The sequence below is a fragment of the Phaeobacter sp. 11ANDIMAR09 genome (assembly GCF_001294455.1).
Classification (GTDB): domain Bacteria; phylum Pseudomonadota; class Alphaproteobacteria; order Rhodobacterales; family Rhodobacteraceae; genus Pseudophaeobacter.
The window spans coordinates 140,419-154,892 of the sequence record NZ_LIKT01000008.1; the positions used below are offsets into that span (position 1 = coordinate 140,419).

The 14,474-nt window shown below is 59.2% G+C and carries 15 protein-coding genes and 1 riboswitch; of the genes, 13 read left to right on the forward strand and 2 right to left on the reverse strand.

Annotation, left to right across the window (positions count from 1 at the left end):
* Window positions 1-37: 37 nt before the first annotated feature.
* The gene (locus AN476_RS09265) at window positions 38-796 is read right to left on the reverse strand and encodes an OB-fold-containig protein (RefSeq protein ID WP_054461028.1); all 759 of its coding nucleotides are present in this window, start codon (window positions 794-796) and stop codon (window positions 38-40) included.
* Between the two features lie 240 nt (window positions 797-1,036).
* Here AN476_RS09265 and metG point away from each other — a divergent pair, with 240 nt between their 5' ends.
* The 13 genes from metG to glpD all read left to right on the forward strand — a co-directional run bounded on the left by metG (window position 1,037) and on the right by glpD (window position 13,411).
* A complete protein-coding gene (gene metG, locus AN476_RS09270; RefSeq protein ID WP_054461029.1) occupies window positions 1,037-2,755 on the forward strand; it encodes a methionine--tRNA ligase in 1,719 nt (572 codons plus the stop codon).
* 308 nt (window positions 2,756-3,063) lie between these two features.
* Window positions 3,064-3,231, forward strand: coding sequence for a hypothetical protein (locus AN476_RS22855; protein WP_157063723.1), 168 nt, complete (start codon window positions 3,064-3,066; stop codon window positions 3,229-3,231).
* Window positions 3,228-3,398, forward strand: a complete 171-nt coding sequence (gene hemP, locus AN476_RS22405; RefSeq protein WP_009811420.1) for a hemin uptake protein HemP — start codon at window positions 3,228-3,230, stop codon at window positions 3,396-3,398. Before AN476_RS22855 ends, hemP begins: the two co-directional genes overlap by 4 nt.
* The gene (locus AN476_RS09280; RefSeq protein WP_054461031.1) at window positions 3,395-3,874 is read left to right on the forward strand and encodes a hypothetical protein; all 480 of its coding nucleotides are present in this window, start codon (window positions 3,395-3,397) and stop codon (window positions 3,872-3,874) included. The genes hemP and AN476_RS09280 overlap by 4 nt, the downstream gene beginning before the upstream one ends.
* A gap of 44 nt (window positions 3,875-3,918) precedes the next feature.
* A complete protein-coding gene (locus tag AN476_RS09285) occupies window positions 3,919-5,187 on the forward strand; it encodes an imelysin family protein (protein WP_054461033.1) in 1,269 nt (422 codons plus the stop codon).
* Window positions 5,188-5,270: 83 nt separating this feature from the next.
* The gene (locus tag AN476_RS09290) at window positions 5,271-6,284 is read left to right on the forward strand and encodes a porin (RefSeq protein ID WP_054461035.1); all 1,014 of its coding nucleotides are present in this window, start codon (window positions 5,271-5,273) and stop codon (window positions 6,282-6,284) included.
* A gap of 252 nt (window positions 6,285-6,536) precedes the next feature.
* Window positions 6,537-6,830, forward strand: coding sequence for a bacterioferritin-associated ferredoxin (locus AN476_RS22410; RefSeq protein WP_083464299.1), 294 nt, complete (start codon window positions 6,537-6,539; stop codon window positions 6,828-6,830).
* Window positions 6,778-7,266 carry a bacterioferritin gene (gene bfr, locus AN476_RS09295; RefSeq protein WP_009811415.1) on the forward strand — a complete coding sequence of 163 codons (489 nt, stop codon included), beginning with the start codon at window positions 6,778-6,780 and terminating at the stop codon, window positions 7,264-7,266. Before AN476_RS22410 ends, bfr begins: the two co-directional genes overlap by 53 nt.
* Window positions 7,235-8,785 (forward strand): di-heme oxidoredictase family protein, encoded by a 1,551-nt coding sequence (locus tag AN476_RS09300; protein WP_172684811.1) that lies wholly within the window; start codon window positions 7,235-7,237, stop codon window positions 8,783-8,785. Before bfr ends, AN476_RS09300 begins: the two co-directional genes overlap by 32 nt.
* 1 nt (window position 8,786) lies before the next feature.
* Window positions 8,787-9,791, forward strand: coding sequence for an imelysin family protein (locus tag AN476_RS09305; RefSeq protein ID WP_253279871.1), 1,005 nt, complete (start codon window positions 8,787-8,789; stop codon window positions 9,789-9,791).
* Between the two features lie 27 nt (window positions 9,792-9,818).
* Window positions 9,819-10,904, forward strand: a complete 1,086-nt coding sequence (locus tag AN476_RS09310) for a DUF1513 domain-containing protein (RefSeq protein WP_054461039.1) — start codon at window positions 9,819-9,821, stop codon at window positions 10,902-10,904.
* 139 nt (window positions 10,905-11,043) lie between these two features.
* Entirely contained in the window at window positions 11,044-11,841 is a 798-nt protein-coding gene (locus AN476_RS09315; protein ID WP_054461041.1) for a DeoR/GlpR family DNA-binding transcription regulator, read from the forward strand.
* Complete coding sequence (gene glpD / locus AN476_RS09320; RefSeq protein ID WP_054461043.1) at window positions 11,834-13,411, forward strand: glycerol-3-phosphate dehydrogenase; 1,578 nt, start codon at window positions 11,834-11,836, stop codon at window positions 13,409-13,411. The genes AN476_RS09315 and glpD overlap by 8 nt, the downstream gene beginning before the upstream one ends.
* An 89-nt stretch (window positions 13,412-13,500) precedes the next feature.
* On the opposite strand, the gene cobO is transcribed toward glpD, so the two are convergent.
* Entirely contained in the window at window positions 13,501-14,136 is a 636-nt protein-coding gene (gene cobO / locus AN476_RS09325; protein WP_054461045.1) for a cob(I)yrinic acid a,c-diamide adenosyltransferase, read from the reverse strand.
* 49 nt (window positions 14,137-14,185) lie between these two features.
* A riboswitch (cobalamin riboswitch) is annotated at window positions 14,186-14,422 on the forward strand.
* The last annotated feature ends 52 nt before the right edge of the window (window positions 14,423-14,474 follow it).

Below are 14,474 nucleotides of genomic sequence, written 5' to 3' on the forward strand. Positions count from 1 at the left end.
TGCCTGTGTATCCACGGCCCTAAGGCGGCACGGAGCTTCATTCCGAAAGTGGGATCAGCACATAGGCATCTTGCCGCCTGTCGCGGATCACCAAGACCTCGGTGCCCTGGGTGATTTCCTCACCTTTGGCAAAGGGTTCGGCGCGTAGGTAGTGGGCATTGCCGTAGCGATCCATCACCCGCACCTCGGCAGGACGTCCCTTGGCAGCGGTGCCCTGGGTGACGACGCCGCGTCGGCGACCCAGGCTACGCTCAGACAGGGCTTCGGTTTCCACCTGTGGCAGCAGACGCGCAAAAACGGCGCCAAAGCTGCGGGCAAACCAGATGCCAAAGGCACCAGCCGGAGCCCCAATCAGCCAAGGGGACAGGGCAGACCCGATAAGCGACGTCAGCGCCAATTGCAGTCCGATACCGCTCAAGCCAAAACCCAGCAGTAAGGTCGCCAACCAGATCAGCATCGGCATTTTGCCCAGGCCCAGCCAGTTGCTCACCCCGCCCGGGGCCTCAACCGTTGCAGTGCCCTCGGCCAGATCCATGCCATCGATATCTGCGAGATCCAGATCTCCCAATTCACCAAGGTCGCCAAAGGCATCGGCATCCAGCGACAGGTCGCCGCCGACATCGCCCAGTTCCGGCGCGTCCGGACCATCTCCGCCCAGATCCGCATCCGGCTCCCCGCTGCCCAAAAAGCTAGCCCCAATCAGCAGAGCCGCCAGTTCCAGCCCCGCCAGGCCAAACAACAGCGCCAGCGCAAAGGTAAAAGGCAGAAAATCTGGGTCAAACAGGTAGTCAAACATCTATGGGCAATATCCTTGGCTTGAAAATGGTATGCAACGGTATGCAATACATCTGGTAACGCGTCAGTGACATTTCAAGGTTTTGGCAGAACAATTCCCGTTATAGGTGCGCCAGAGCGGGCCGCAACGCAAGGCAAAGCTGGCTTGGCCTCCAAAAAACTGCGGAAAGGCTCAGCCGGGGTTTTCGTGCCGCCCTGCATGGGGTAGACGAGCCTCTGACTTTATTCATGGGTGGATGGCATGGCACGCATTCTGATTACTTCGGCAATTCCCTATATCAATGGGATCAAACACCTTGGAAATCTGGTAGGCAGTCAGCTCCCGGCTGATCTCTATGCCCGGTTTCAGCGCGCCACTGGCAACGAAGTTATGTTTCTCTGTGCCACCGATGAGCACGGCACCCCAGCCGAACTTGCTGCCGCCAAGGCGGGAAAGCCGGTCGAAGCTTTCTGCGCCGAAATGCACGAGGTGCAGGCCGATATCGCCAAGGGCTTTGGCCTCAGCTTTGATCACTTCGGCCGCTCTTCCAGCCCACAAAACCATGCGCTGACCCAGCATTTTGCCGGCAAACTGGCCGAGGCAGGCCTGATCCGCGAAGTGGACGACAGCCAGATCTACTCCCATGCCGATGGCCGCTTTCTGCCGGATCGCTATGTGGAAGGCACCTGCCCCAACTGCGGCTTTGAAAAGGCCCGCGGCGATCAATGCGAGGAATGCACCAAGCAGCTGGACCCCACCGATCTGATCAACCCACGCTCTGCCATTTCTGGCTCCACCGATCTGGAGGTGCGCGCCACCAAACATCTGTTCCTGTGCCAAAGCCAGATGAAGGATCAGCTGGACGCCTGGATTAACAGCAAGAGCGACTGGCCCGTTCTCACCACCTCCATTGCCAAGAAATGGCTGCATGACGGCGACGGGCTGCAGGATCGCGGCATTACCCGCGACCTCGACTGGGGCATCCCGGTGAAAAAGGGCACCGAAGACTGGCCTGGCATGGAGGGCAAGGTTTTCTACGTCTGGTTCGACGCCCCGATCGAATATATCGCTGCCGCAGGCGAATGGGCCGAGGCCAATGGCAAGACAGATGCCGATTGGCAGCGTTGGTGGCGCACCGACATGGGCGCAGATGATGTGAAATACGTGCAGTTTATGGGCAAGGACAATGTGCCCTTCCATACACTATCCTTCCCAGCCACCATCCTTGGCTCAGGCGAGCCCTGGAAGTTGGTCGACCACCTCAAGAGCTTCAACTACCTGAACTATGACGGTGGCCAGTTCTCGACCAGTCAGGGACGCGGCATCTTCATGGATCAGGCACTGGAAATCCTGCCCGCCGACTACTGGCGCTGGTGGCTGCTCAGCCATGCCCCCGAAAGCTCGGATTCCGAATTCACCTGGGAGCAGTTCCAGCAATCGGTGAACAAGGATCTGGCAGATGTTCTGGGCAATTTTGTCAGCCGCATCACTAAGTTCTGCCGCTCAAAATTCGGCGAGGCCGTACCAGAATCTGCCCCCTATGGCGCACCGGAACAGGCGCTTATCGCCGATCTCACCAGCCGTATTCGCGCCTATGAGCAACATATGGAAAACATGGAAGTGCGCAAATCCGCCCAGGAACTGCGCGCGATCTGGGTTGCCGGCAACGAATACCTGCAAAGCACAGCCCCCTGGGCCACCTTCAAAACCGACCCGCAGCTGGCCGCCACCCAGGTGCGTCTGGGGCTCAATCTGATCAGGCTCTATGCGGTGCTCAGCAGCCCCTTTATCCCCAACGCCTCAGAGATTCTGATGCAGGCCCTGAACTGCGACGACCGCAGCTGGCCAAAGGATGTCGAGGCCGCCCTCTCAGCCCTGCCTGTGGGCCATGAATTTGCCGTGCCGGAAAACCTTTTTGCCAAGATCACTGATGAGCAACGCGAAGAGTGGCAGGCACGTTTCGCAGGCACCCGCGACTAGATCGCAACCTGTCCAAACAGCGCCAATCCGGCGCGCTCTAGCGCGCCAAAACCTGTAAAACCCGCCTTTTCCAAAGGCGGGTTTTTCCATTTGGCAAGGCCGGCGACTAGGATCCGCTGCCGCGCAATGGCCCGATCCCAATACCGCCTCCAGGCCGCAATCGATAAACAAAGCACCCTGGACAAATATTTTCCGACAAAAATACTCAGAAAGGGTTTTCTGATAAATTTAATCAGGTATAAAGAGCTCAGCCAACCTGACTCGACAGGCCAGCCCTGACCTGCATCTCACAAATAGAAATCGCCACCATGTCGATCAAAACCTCACAAACCACCACGGCCCATACCCGCCCAGAACCGGCGGCCGAGCGTGATGCGCTCTGGGCCCCAGTGTTTGCCCCCAGCGGTGCCCTGTCAGGGCTCTGCCTGGAATGGATTTTGGACAAGGCGGAATTCAACAATGGGCGCCCCTCATGAACCAGATGACATCCGATCCTGTAGCAACCACCGCCTCCCCCGAGGTCTTCCCAACCTATCACGCCGAAGATCTCACCCGTGGCGGAATCCAGGCCCGCATTCTTCTCAACGGCCAGATCTACAGCCTGCGCATCACCCGCGCCGGAAAGCTGATCCTGACAAAATGACCCCCAAGCCCCCCTCTAGACGCGGCGGTGCCACCGTCGGCCTGCTCGCGGATCTGCCCCCGCTCGAAGCCGGGGCGGTGCGGTTTTTTCGCTTTTGGTTCAGCGGGGCAGAGGCACGTGCCGACCTGCAGGACGCCTTTTGCCAGGCGTTGGGACCTGGTGCCGCCGAAAGCGCCTATGAGAGCTTTGGCATGCTGTGCGACTTCTGCGTCACCCATGGCCGCCGCCCCCTGGTCCGTCACGGCATGACCTGTAGCTGCCTGGGCGCAGATGAGAACTGTTTTGCCAATCTCGTCGCCGCCGCCACCCAGGGGGATGCGGCAGATGCCGATCTGCTGGCCTCTTTGATCGTGGCGCCACATCAAGCCCAGACCCTCAGCACCCTGGCCGCCCAATCTGGCCTGTTCTTGCAACATCTCACTGGCGGACTGCCGTCGCGGCAGCGCTATCGCCCCGCCACAGCACTGCTCCACTAATCTGAATTCGACCCACCCAAGCGACACGACCCAAGGACTATACAATGAAAAATCTGTTTCTGACTGGCTCCGCCCTGGCAGGTCTTGCCCTCAGCGCGACGCCTATTCTGGCTGCTGACAAAGCCGAGGTTTTGACCAATTATGCCAATATCGCCGAAGCAAAATACCAAGACAGCCTGATCACCGCCAAGACCTTACAAGCCGCGGTCAATGCGCTGACTGCCGCCCCTTCCGCCGAGGCGCTTGAAGCAGCCAAAGAAGCCTGGCTCGCTGCCCGGGTGCCTTATCAGCAGTCCGAAGTTTTCCGTTTTGGCAATGCCATCGTTGACGATTGGGAAGGCAAGGTAAACGCCTGGCCGCTGGACGAGGGCCTGATCGACTATGTGGATGCCTCCTACGGCGGCCCTAGCGATGAAAACACCCTCGCAGTGCTGAACGTGATTGCAAATCCCTCTTTTGAGCTCTCCGGAAAAAGCATTGATGCCGGCAAGATCACCCCGGCCCTGCTGGAAGAGAGCCTCCACGAAGCGGATGGTGTTGAAGCCAATGTGGCCACCGGCTATCACGCCATTGAATTCCTGCTTTGGGGTCAGGACCTGAACGGAACCGACCACGGCGCCGGAAACCGCTCCTGGACCGATTATGCCGCAGGTGAGACCTGCACCAATGACAACTGCGACCGTCGCGGCGCCTACCTGAAGGCCGCAACAGATCTGCTGGTCTCCGACTTGGAGTGGATGACTGCTCAATGGGCGACAACTGGCGACGCCCGCACCGGTCTGTTGGCCGATGAAACTGCGGGCATCTCGGCCATGCTGACTGGCATGGGCTCGCTGTCTTACGGTGAAACCGCCGGCGAGCGTATGCGTCTGGGCCTGATGCTGAACGATCCCGAAGAAGAGCACGATTGCTTCTCGGACAATACCCACAACAGCCATTACTATGACGGCCTGGGCGTACAAAACGTCTATTTGGGGGAATACATCCGCGTAAACGGCGCTCTTGTCTCTGGTCCCTCCCTGTCAGATCTGGTTTCTGCCAGTGACCCGGCTCTGGATGGTGAGATGCGCACCAAGCTGGCAAACACCATGCAAGCCCTTGGAAGAATTAAACTCACCGCCGAAGCTGGCACTTCTTATGACCAAATGCTGGAAGCCGGCAATGCCGCAGGCGAAGCCTTGGTTATGGGCGGCGTGAACGGCCTGGTTGACCAAACCCAATCCATCGAACGGGTCGTTAAACTGCTGGATCTTGGCGGTCTGGAACTTGAGGGATCCGACAGTCTTGACAATCCTTCAGCAGTCTTCGAATAAGTGAAAGTTATGTGATTACATAACAAACATATTGAGCCTGGCTGCCCCCTACAGCCAGGCCTTTACACCGGAAAGAAACCGACATGACCACTAAGACCTATGCCGCGCTGGCCCTCAGCGCGCCCGTCCTTCTGTGCGCAAATGCTGCCTTTGCTGAGCAGGGATTCTCCTGGGAAGGTGAAATCGAAATTGGCAACGAGCAGGTTGTCTCCTCGGATGTTGCCGCCAATGAAATCCGCAACACCTATGCCATCATCACCGCCACCGGCACCTATTCTTTCGGCAATGGTGTCGAGCTCTTTGCAACCCTGACCGGCGAAAGCGTCACCGACCCAACCGTCGACCGCACCTTTGAGGACATGGGTCTCTATGTCGAAGAACTCGGCTTTAGCTTTGGTGTTGGCGAGAGTGCCACGATCACGGTTGGTAAACTGGCCCCCTCTTTTGGCTCAGCCTGGGATGATACCGCAGGCTTCTTTGGCGGCACCCTGGCCGAAGACTATGAGCTGACAGAACAGCTGGGCGTTTTAGCCGATGTTGACCTCAACGGCGCGGGCACCCTTTCCTTTGGCGTCTTCTTTGCCGACGACACCTCACTCAGCCGTTCCTGGGGTGAAGACCGTGGCCGCAACCGCGCCTCGGCAGGCGGCGCCGGCAACACCGGCGAGCTGGACAACCTTGCGATCCAGTGGGCCCATGAGGTGGACAACACCCACTTCCACATTGGCGCCCGCCACCTAAGCGCCAGTGTTGGTGATGTGGATGACGAGCAGGGTTTTGTCGCGGGCATCGGCCATTCCTTTGAAGGCGGCTTTGACGTCTTTGCAGAAGTGGCCTCCTTCTCCAACTTTGGCGGCACCGCAGACGATGCCACCTTCGTGACCCTGAATGCTGCCTATGCGATCGGCAACCTGACCCTGTCTGGCACCCTGTCGCAGCGTGATTTGGACAGCTCTGGCAAGACCGACCTGCATTCGATCGCGGCCGAGTATGAGTTCCAGAACGGCATGACCCTGGGTGGGGCACTGGCACATCAGGATGATGGTGGCGTCAAGGACACCATTGTAGGTCTGAACCTCATCATCCCACTGGGCTGATAGGGCCTGCCACTGTGGCAGCACCAAGAGCCATGACCTTGAAGCCGATTGACCGCCCCCTTCCCTCGGGGCCCGGCCGGTTTGCCTCTCAAGCTATAAGGGGCCGCAATTTGCGGTCCCTTTTTGCCAATCGCCCATTCTTGATCAAAACAATAAGAATTGAAATCTTGTATTCTTATTGTTTTTGTCAGATATTACCTCAACCTATTCGACTCAAAAGACCTCGGCGCCACACACCCAGGGACCCCCTGCATGATCATCTGCCACTGCACCGCGATTTCGGATCACGACATTCATGCCGCCATTGACTGGATGCGCAGCTCTGATCCCGAAACCATCATCACTCCGGGGAAAATCTACCATGCCCTTGGCAAGACGGCGGACTGTGGCGGATGCATGCCACTCTTCCTCGACACCATGCGCAGCAATGATAAGATGACCGTACCGTCGGGGCTCCAAAACCTGCGCCGGAAAACAACTCAGGAGAGCACCTATGAAGGGCGACCCCAAAGTCATCGACTATCTCAACAAAGCGCTGCGTCATGAGCTGACCGCCGTCAGCCAATACTGGCTACACTATCGTCTTCAGGACGACTGGGGTCTGGGCAGCATGGCCAAAAAGAGCCGTGAAGAAAGCATCGAAGAGATGCAGCATGCGGATGATCTGATTGAACGCATCCTTTTCCTGGGCGGTCACCCCAACCTGCAAAAGCTGGATCCCCTGCGCATCGGCCAGACCCCCAAGGAAACGCTCGAATGTGACCTGGCCGCTGAAGAAAGCGCCCGTGCCCTGTACAAAGAGGCCCGCGAGGTCTGCAATGAGGCCGGTGATTACGTCACGATGAAGCTGTTTGAAACCCTGATGGCCGACGAGGAAGGCCATATCGACTTCCTCGAAACCCAACTTGACCTGCACGACCGGATTGGTGCCGAAAACTATGCACAACTCAATGCCACCAAAATGGAAGCGGTTGAAGAGTAACACCCTTCTGGCTGCCGCCCTTGCGGCAGCCTCTCCTGCCCTGGCCTTTGATATCTCCACCCTGTCACTGAGTGACCCACATCTGAACATCACGCCACGCAGCGCCCAGGAACGGGCCCGCGTCACCGCTGTCACCGCGCCGACGACGGATTTCACCACTCCTGAGAGCTTTGAGGAAAACCCCGCCGGTGCCGCCTCCATTCGGGCGCGCGATGATGATGAGGCCTTCTCGCAGCACAGCGCCAATCTCTCCTTTGAGCAGGAGCTGGAGTTCAAGCTCGGCAATGGGCTGTTCAAAAAAATCTGGGTCTTCTCCCCAGCCTCCACCCAGGCCTCGGATGGGCTCGGCCCGCTTTACAACGCCCGGTCCTGCCAGCGCTGCCACGTCAAAGATGGGCGCGGTGTGGTGCCCGAAGATCCCGACTATCGCTCCGCCTCGATGTTTCTGCGGATCTCTGTTCCCGGTGAAACCCCACCGAACCTGCAGGCGATTACGGACTATATCGGGACCGCACCCGACCCCAATTATGGCGGCCAGTTGCAGGACTTCTCCCGCCCCGGCCTTGCCCCAGAATATCGTCTGAGAGTTGAGTATACCCAGCAAATCGTCACCCTGGCAGGTGGCGAGAGCGCTGAGCTGCGGGTGCCGCGTTACACCGCTGCCGATCTGGGCTATGGTCCGCTGCAGGCGGATGCGATGCTCTCGCCCAGGGTGGCGCCGCCCATGATTGGCCTTGGCCTGCTCGAGGCAATCTCTGCTGCCGATATCCTCGCCAATGCAGATGAGAATGACCACAACGGCGATGGCATTTCCGGCCGCGCCAATCTAGCCTGGTCGCCCGAGTTCGATCAGATTATGCTGGGGCGCTTTGGTCATAAGGCTGGAATGCCCACCCTGCACCAGCAATCCGCTGCGGCCTTTTCCGGCGATATCGGCATTTCAACGCCGCTGTTTCCTGGCCCCGCAGGGGATTGCACCCCGGCGCAGAGTGATTGCCTATCCGCCCCTCATGGCGATGGTGACATTCGCGGCACCGAGATTGATCAGGCCAATATGGATCTGGTGACCTTTTACGCCCGCAACCTCGCGGTCCCCGCCCGGCGCGACAGTGACACCCCTGAGGTGCTGCGCGGCAAAGAGCTGTTTTACGCCAGCGGCTGCACCAGCTGCCATACCCCAAAATTTGTCACCCAGCGCCTGGTGGACAGGCCCGAGAACAGCTTTCAGCTGATCTGGCCCTATAGCGATCTGTTGCTGCATGACATGGGCGAGGGTCTTGCCGACAACCGCCCCGAAGGCCGCGCCACGGGGCGCGAATGGCGCACTGCGCCGCTTTGGGGTATTGGCCTCACCAAACAGGTCAACCCAGCTGCCACCTATCTGCATGATGGCCGTGCCCGGACCCTGCTGGAAGCGATCCTCTGGCATGGCGGCGAGGCAAAGCCTGCCCGGGACAGGGTTATTGCCCTGTCGCCAGTTGATCGCGCCGCCCTCCTTCGTTTTTTGGAAAGCCTCTGATTTGAAACATACAGTCTTTGCTCTTGCCGCTGCTGTCAGTCTCTGTGCCAATGTCGCGCGTGCCGATATGGTTGATGAAATCCTCGATGATCAAATCCTGCCTGCCATGCAGGCCCTGGCCGAAAGTGGCCAGGATCTGGCAGATGTTGCCAAAACCATCTGCCGCCCCGGCGCCAGCCCGCTGCGGGATGCCTATGCCCAGGCCTTTGACGATTGGATCCGCGTCAGTCACCTGCGTTTTGGCCCTACTGAGACCGACAACCGCGCCTTTGCGCTGGCCTTTTGGCCCGACAGTCGAGGCAAGACGCCCAAGACACTGGCAACACACCTGCGCGAGGCAGATCCCGCCCTGTTGACTCCGCAGCGTTTTGCCCAGTCTTCCATTGCCGGACGCGGGTTCTACGCGCTTGAATTTATGTATTTTGACCAGGACTTCACCAGCGCAAAACCACATGAATACCGCTGTGCGCTGACCGCTGCCATGGCCCGCGACATAGCCACAAATGCCACAGCGATCCACCAAGAGTGGCAAGACTCCTACGCCAATCAGATGCGCACCGCTTCGGGACGCTATCAAAACAAAACCGAAGTAAAACAAGAGCTCTACAAATCGCTGAACACTGGCCTGCAAATGCTGGCAGATATGCGCTTGGGCCGCCCCCTGGGGAGCTTTGACAAACCACGTCCAAAACGTGCAGAGGCCTGGCGTTCAGGCCGCAGCCAGCATCACATTGTTCTAGCCCTGCAAGCTCTGCAGCCTCTGGCCATCGCGCTGGCCGATGGGGATCAAGACCTAACAGTGCAACTGGAAGCCGCTTTCCAAAAACCGATCCTGCGCGCCCAGCGGCTAGAGGACCCCCGGCTTAAGGGGGTCGCGGATCCCGCCAAGCGGTTCCGCATCGAGGCCCTGCAGCAGGAGGTCAACGACCTGCGAGCCCTGATCGAAAGCGACCTGGGCCCGTCTCTCGGGGTGCTGGCGGGGTTCAACTCGCTAGATGGCGACTAGCAAACTCACCAAACCAAAGGAAAGCAGATGACTTCTCGACGTGGCTTCCTCGCAGGTCTGTTGGCCGCCGGCCTGGCCCCTGCCCCAAGCTGGGCGGATCTTGGCGGGCCAGCTTTTCTGGCCGCCGCCCGCAGCCCCGCCGGCCGCTATCTGCTGGCAGGCCTGTCCGAGACCGGGGCGATCCGTTTTACCTGCCCGCTGCCCGGCCGCGGCCATGCCGCAGCCGCCCACCCGACACGCCCCGAGGCGGTCGCCTTTGCCCGCCGCCCCGGACGCTTTGCCGATGTCATCGATTGCCGGGACGGGACACCCCTTGCCCGACTGGAGCCCCCACAGGGGGTTCATTTCTATGGTCATGGGTTGTTTTCGGCGGATGGAACGCGCCTGTTCACAACCGAAAACGATTATGAATCCGGCGGCGGCATGATTGGCGTTTGGCAGGTTTCACAGGGCTATCGCCGTATTGGCAGTTTTAAGTCCGGCGGCATTGGCCCGCATGACATGCTGCTGCGCCAAACCCCGGGCTCCGTCCAGCTTGCGGTAGCCAATGGCGGGATCGAAACCCATCCGGACAGCGGCCGCGCCAAACTGAACCTGCCGGAAATGCGCCCCAACCTCAGCCTGCTCTCCCTGGAGGGGCAGGTTTTGGATGTGATGGAACTCGACCGCGACCTGCATCTGAACTCCATCCGGCACCTTGCCCTGTCCGCGCAGGGCGTGCTGGGTTTTGCCATGCAGTGGCAGGGCGATCTGGGTGACGACGTGCCACTGCTGGGGCTCTATCAGCCCGGATCGGCCCCACAGCTGCTGGGGGAAGATGATCCCAGAACCCGCAATTTGCGCGGCTATGGTGGCTCTGTCGCCTTTGACCCAGAGGGGCAGACACTTGCCGTCACCTCTCCGCGTGGCGGCGTGGTGCAGGTCATGGAGGTCGGCACCGGGCACATCCTTCATGAACATGCGCTGCCGGATGTCTGCGGGCTTGCCACAGCCAAGAGCGGATTGATCGCCAGTACCGGCCTCGGACTGATCGCAGGGCTGGCGGATGCAGAAGCTAAACCATTGCACCACCATGACCTGGCCTGGGATAATCACCTCGTACGGCTGAGGTAAGAGCCGCTGTTTGCCCCAGGTGAATTCCTGCGATATGCTTTCGCATATCTTATAAAACCTATCTTACGAAATTATACGAAAACTAAGGATGACAAAATGACAGCAATTCGCTAGGTATTCCCTCAAAAGAGGAAACCCCATGTACGCCGCGAGTCGCCACAGTCACATTCTGGAACTCCTGAACACTCAGGATCGTGTCGAGGTCGAGGATCTAGCCACGCGGTATGGCGTGTCTCTGCAGACCGTTCGAACGGATCTGCGGGACCTTGCGGCGCGCGGGGCGCTGTCGCGGGTACATGGCGGCGCCGTGCGGGTGAGCTCTGCCGCCACACGCGCCTATGCAGACCGACGCAAACAAAATGCCGCCGCCAAGCAGGCTATGGCAGCCCTTCTGGCGGAACTCATCCCCGACAATTGTTCTCTGGCCCTCAATATTGGCACCTCAACCGAACAAGCCGCGCGGGCACTTGAAAGCCATCGCGGCATCACCGTATTGTCAAATAACATCAATATTATCAATCTAATGATGGGTGGAGAAGCCAAGGAGCTGATCCTGGTCGGCGGCACAGTTCGGCAGAGTGATGGGGCAATCATCGGCGAAGATGCCGTCGAATTCATCTCCCGCTACAAGGTTGACTATGCAGTGATCGGCGCCTCTGCACTCGACGAGGATGGCGCTGTGTTAGACCATGACGCCCGCGAAGTTTCCGTCGCCCGCGCCATTCTGAAAAATGCCCGCATCAAGATCCTGCTCTGTGATGGCAGCAAGTTTGCACAATCCGCACCGGTGCGGATTTGTGACCTGTCGGATCTGGATATTGTTGTCACCGATCAATCGCCTCCTGCGCCCTTCTACGAGGCGGCACGCGCCGCGGGCACCCGCATCCTCTGCACCGAAACCGGCGAAAGCAAAACCGAAAGCAGCGAAAATGACTGATCCAAAGATCACCGATCTCTTTATCATCGGCGGCGGCATCAATGGCTGCGGAATTGCCCGTGATGCTGCCGGGCGCGGCCTCTCGGTCACACTGGCCGAAATGAATGATCTGGCCTCGGCAACCTCTTCGGCCTCGACCAAACTGTTCCATGGGGGGCTGCGCTATCTGGAGTATTTTGAGTTCCGCCTGGTCCGCGAAGCCCTGATTGAACGCGAAGTCCTGCTGAAGGCGATGCCGCATATCTCCTGGCCCATGCGGTTTGTACTGCCCTTCCACAAGGATATGCGGTTCGACAACACCACCCCGACTTCAAAACTGCTGACTGCCTTTATGCCCTGGATGAAGGGCCGCCGCCCCGCTTGGCTGATCCGCTTGGGGCTGTTTTTGTATGATTCCTTAGGCAAACGCGGAATTCTGCCTGGCACCAAAACGGTAGATCTGACCACGGATGTGGCGGGCCGCCCGTTGAAATCAAAGTTCAAAAAGGCCTTTGAATATTCCGATTGCTGGGTCGAAGACGCCCGGCTGGTGGTGCTGAACGCCCGTGATGCAGCTGCCCGCGGCGCGACAATTCTGACCCGCACCGAAGTTCTGGGCGCGGAGCGTCGCGCCGATCACTGGGTCATCACCGTCCGGGATCAGGCCAGCGGCGAGACGCAAGAACATCGCGCGCGGATGCTGATCAATGCCGGCGGGCCCTGGGTTGCGGATCTGCTGCGTCAGACACTGGGACAAAACAGCCGCGAAACCGTGCGTCTGGTGCGCGGCAGCCATATCGTGGTGCCCAAGCTGTTTGATCACGGACGTTGCTACTTCTTTCAAGGCGAGGATGGGCGCATCATTTTTGCCATTCCTTATGAGGAAGAATTTACTCTGATCGGCACCACCGACGCGGATCACCCCGACCCGCAGACAGCCCCCGAATGCACAACCGAAGAGCAGGATTATCTGATTGATTTTGCGTCCAATTATTTTGAAACACCGCTGAACCGGGACGACATTACCTGGACCTATTCCGGGGTGCGCCCACTTTATGATGACGGCGCCAGCTCGGCCACGGCCGCAACCCGGGAATATGTGCTGACGCTGGATCAGACCCAGGCACCTTTGCTCAATGTTTTTGGTGGTAAGATCACCACCTACCGCAAACTTGCCGAGGCTGCGCTGGCCAAGATTGGCGAGGCCCTGCCCAGCGTAAAAGGGGATTGGACCGCCGGGGTCGCCATGCCTGGTGGCGACTTCCCGGTGGCGGATGTCGCCAAGCTGACGGCAAAACTGGCCAGCGACTATCCCTTTCTGTCGCCCTATGCCTGCCGCCGCCTGATCCGCGCCTATGGGCTGGAGGCCTGGGAGGTGCTGGGCGACGCCAAATCCGCCGAGGATCTGGGGCAGGATTTTGGCGCCACCATCACGGCGCGCGAACTGGACTGGGCCATGGCCCGCGAATGGGTGCGCGCGGGCGATGATTTCCTGTGGCGTCGCACCAAGCTGGGCCTGCGTCTGGACCAAGACCAGCGTGCCGCCGTGGACGCCTACATTCAGGACCAGCTGGCCCCACGCCCGGCCTAAAACAACGCTCAGCCTGACCAGGGGAAAGTACAGTGCGCCTTCCCCTGGGTAAGGTCAGGCGCGCCCGACCATGTGGTCGGGCTGAGAGATCAAAACTCGACGCCCTTTTGCGCTTTCACCCCAGCGCGGAAAGGATGCTTGATCTGCCCCATTTCGGTGACCAGATCAGCGATCTCGATCAGCTCTTCCTTGGCATTGCGTCCGGTCAGAACCACATGGGTCATGGCGGGCTTTTCTTCCACCAGAAACTCCAGAACTTCGTTCAGATCCAGATAGTCATAGCGCAGCGCGATATTGATCTCATCGAGCAGCACCATGGTGTTGCGCTCATCGCGGATCATCTCCTTGGCCTTTTCCCAGCCCTTTTGCGCTGCCGCAATATCGCGGGCCTTGTCCTGGGTCTCCCAGGTAAAGCCCTCGCCCATGGCGTAGAACTGGCACAGATCGCTGAAATTCTCCTCGATCAGGGTGCGCTCACCGGTCTGCCAGGCGCCTTTGATGAATTGCACCACCGCCGAAGGCATACCATGGGCGATACAACGCATGATCATCCCGAATCCCGAGCTGGATTTGCCCTTCCCTGGGCCGGTGTGAACGATGATCAGTCCCTTTTCACCGTCTTTGGTTTTCATCATACGGTCTCGGGCGGCCTTCTTCTTGGCCATCTTTGACGCATGACGGGCGGCTTCCTCTTCCGAGATGTCGGTTTCAGACTTTTCACTCACGGCGGCTCTCCTGCTGTTTGGCCAAGTCTTGACAAGGAAGGCACCAATAGCGCAAGGGGTTTTCGTTGGTTCCTGCATTTCGCAGGCGAAGAGGGAATGTGACAGGCTTTGGGATCTTGATGGATCCGGGCCAAGAGCACAGCCGCCCCCGCGACCGTGACCGGAAAGGTCTCTGATGCCACTGGAACTGTGCTTGCCACAGTCCGGGAAGGTAGGAGCACCGCCAAGGGGAAGATCCTCTTGAAATCCGCAAGCCGGGAGACCTGCCAACGGTTGAGACAACGGGCGAACGGGGTGTTTCGCGACTGGTTGTGGGATTGTGCCTCCTCCGGCCCTCC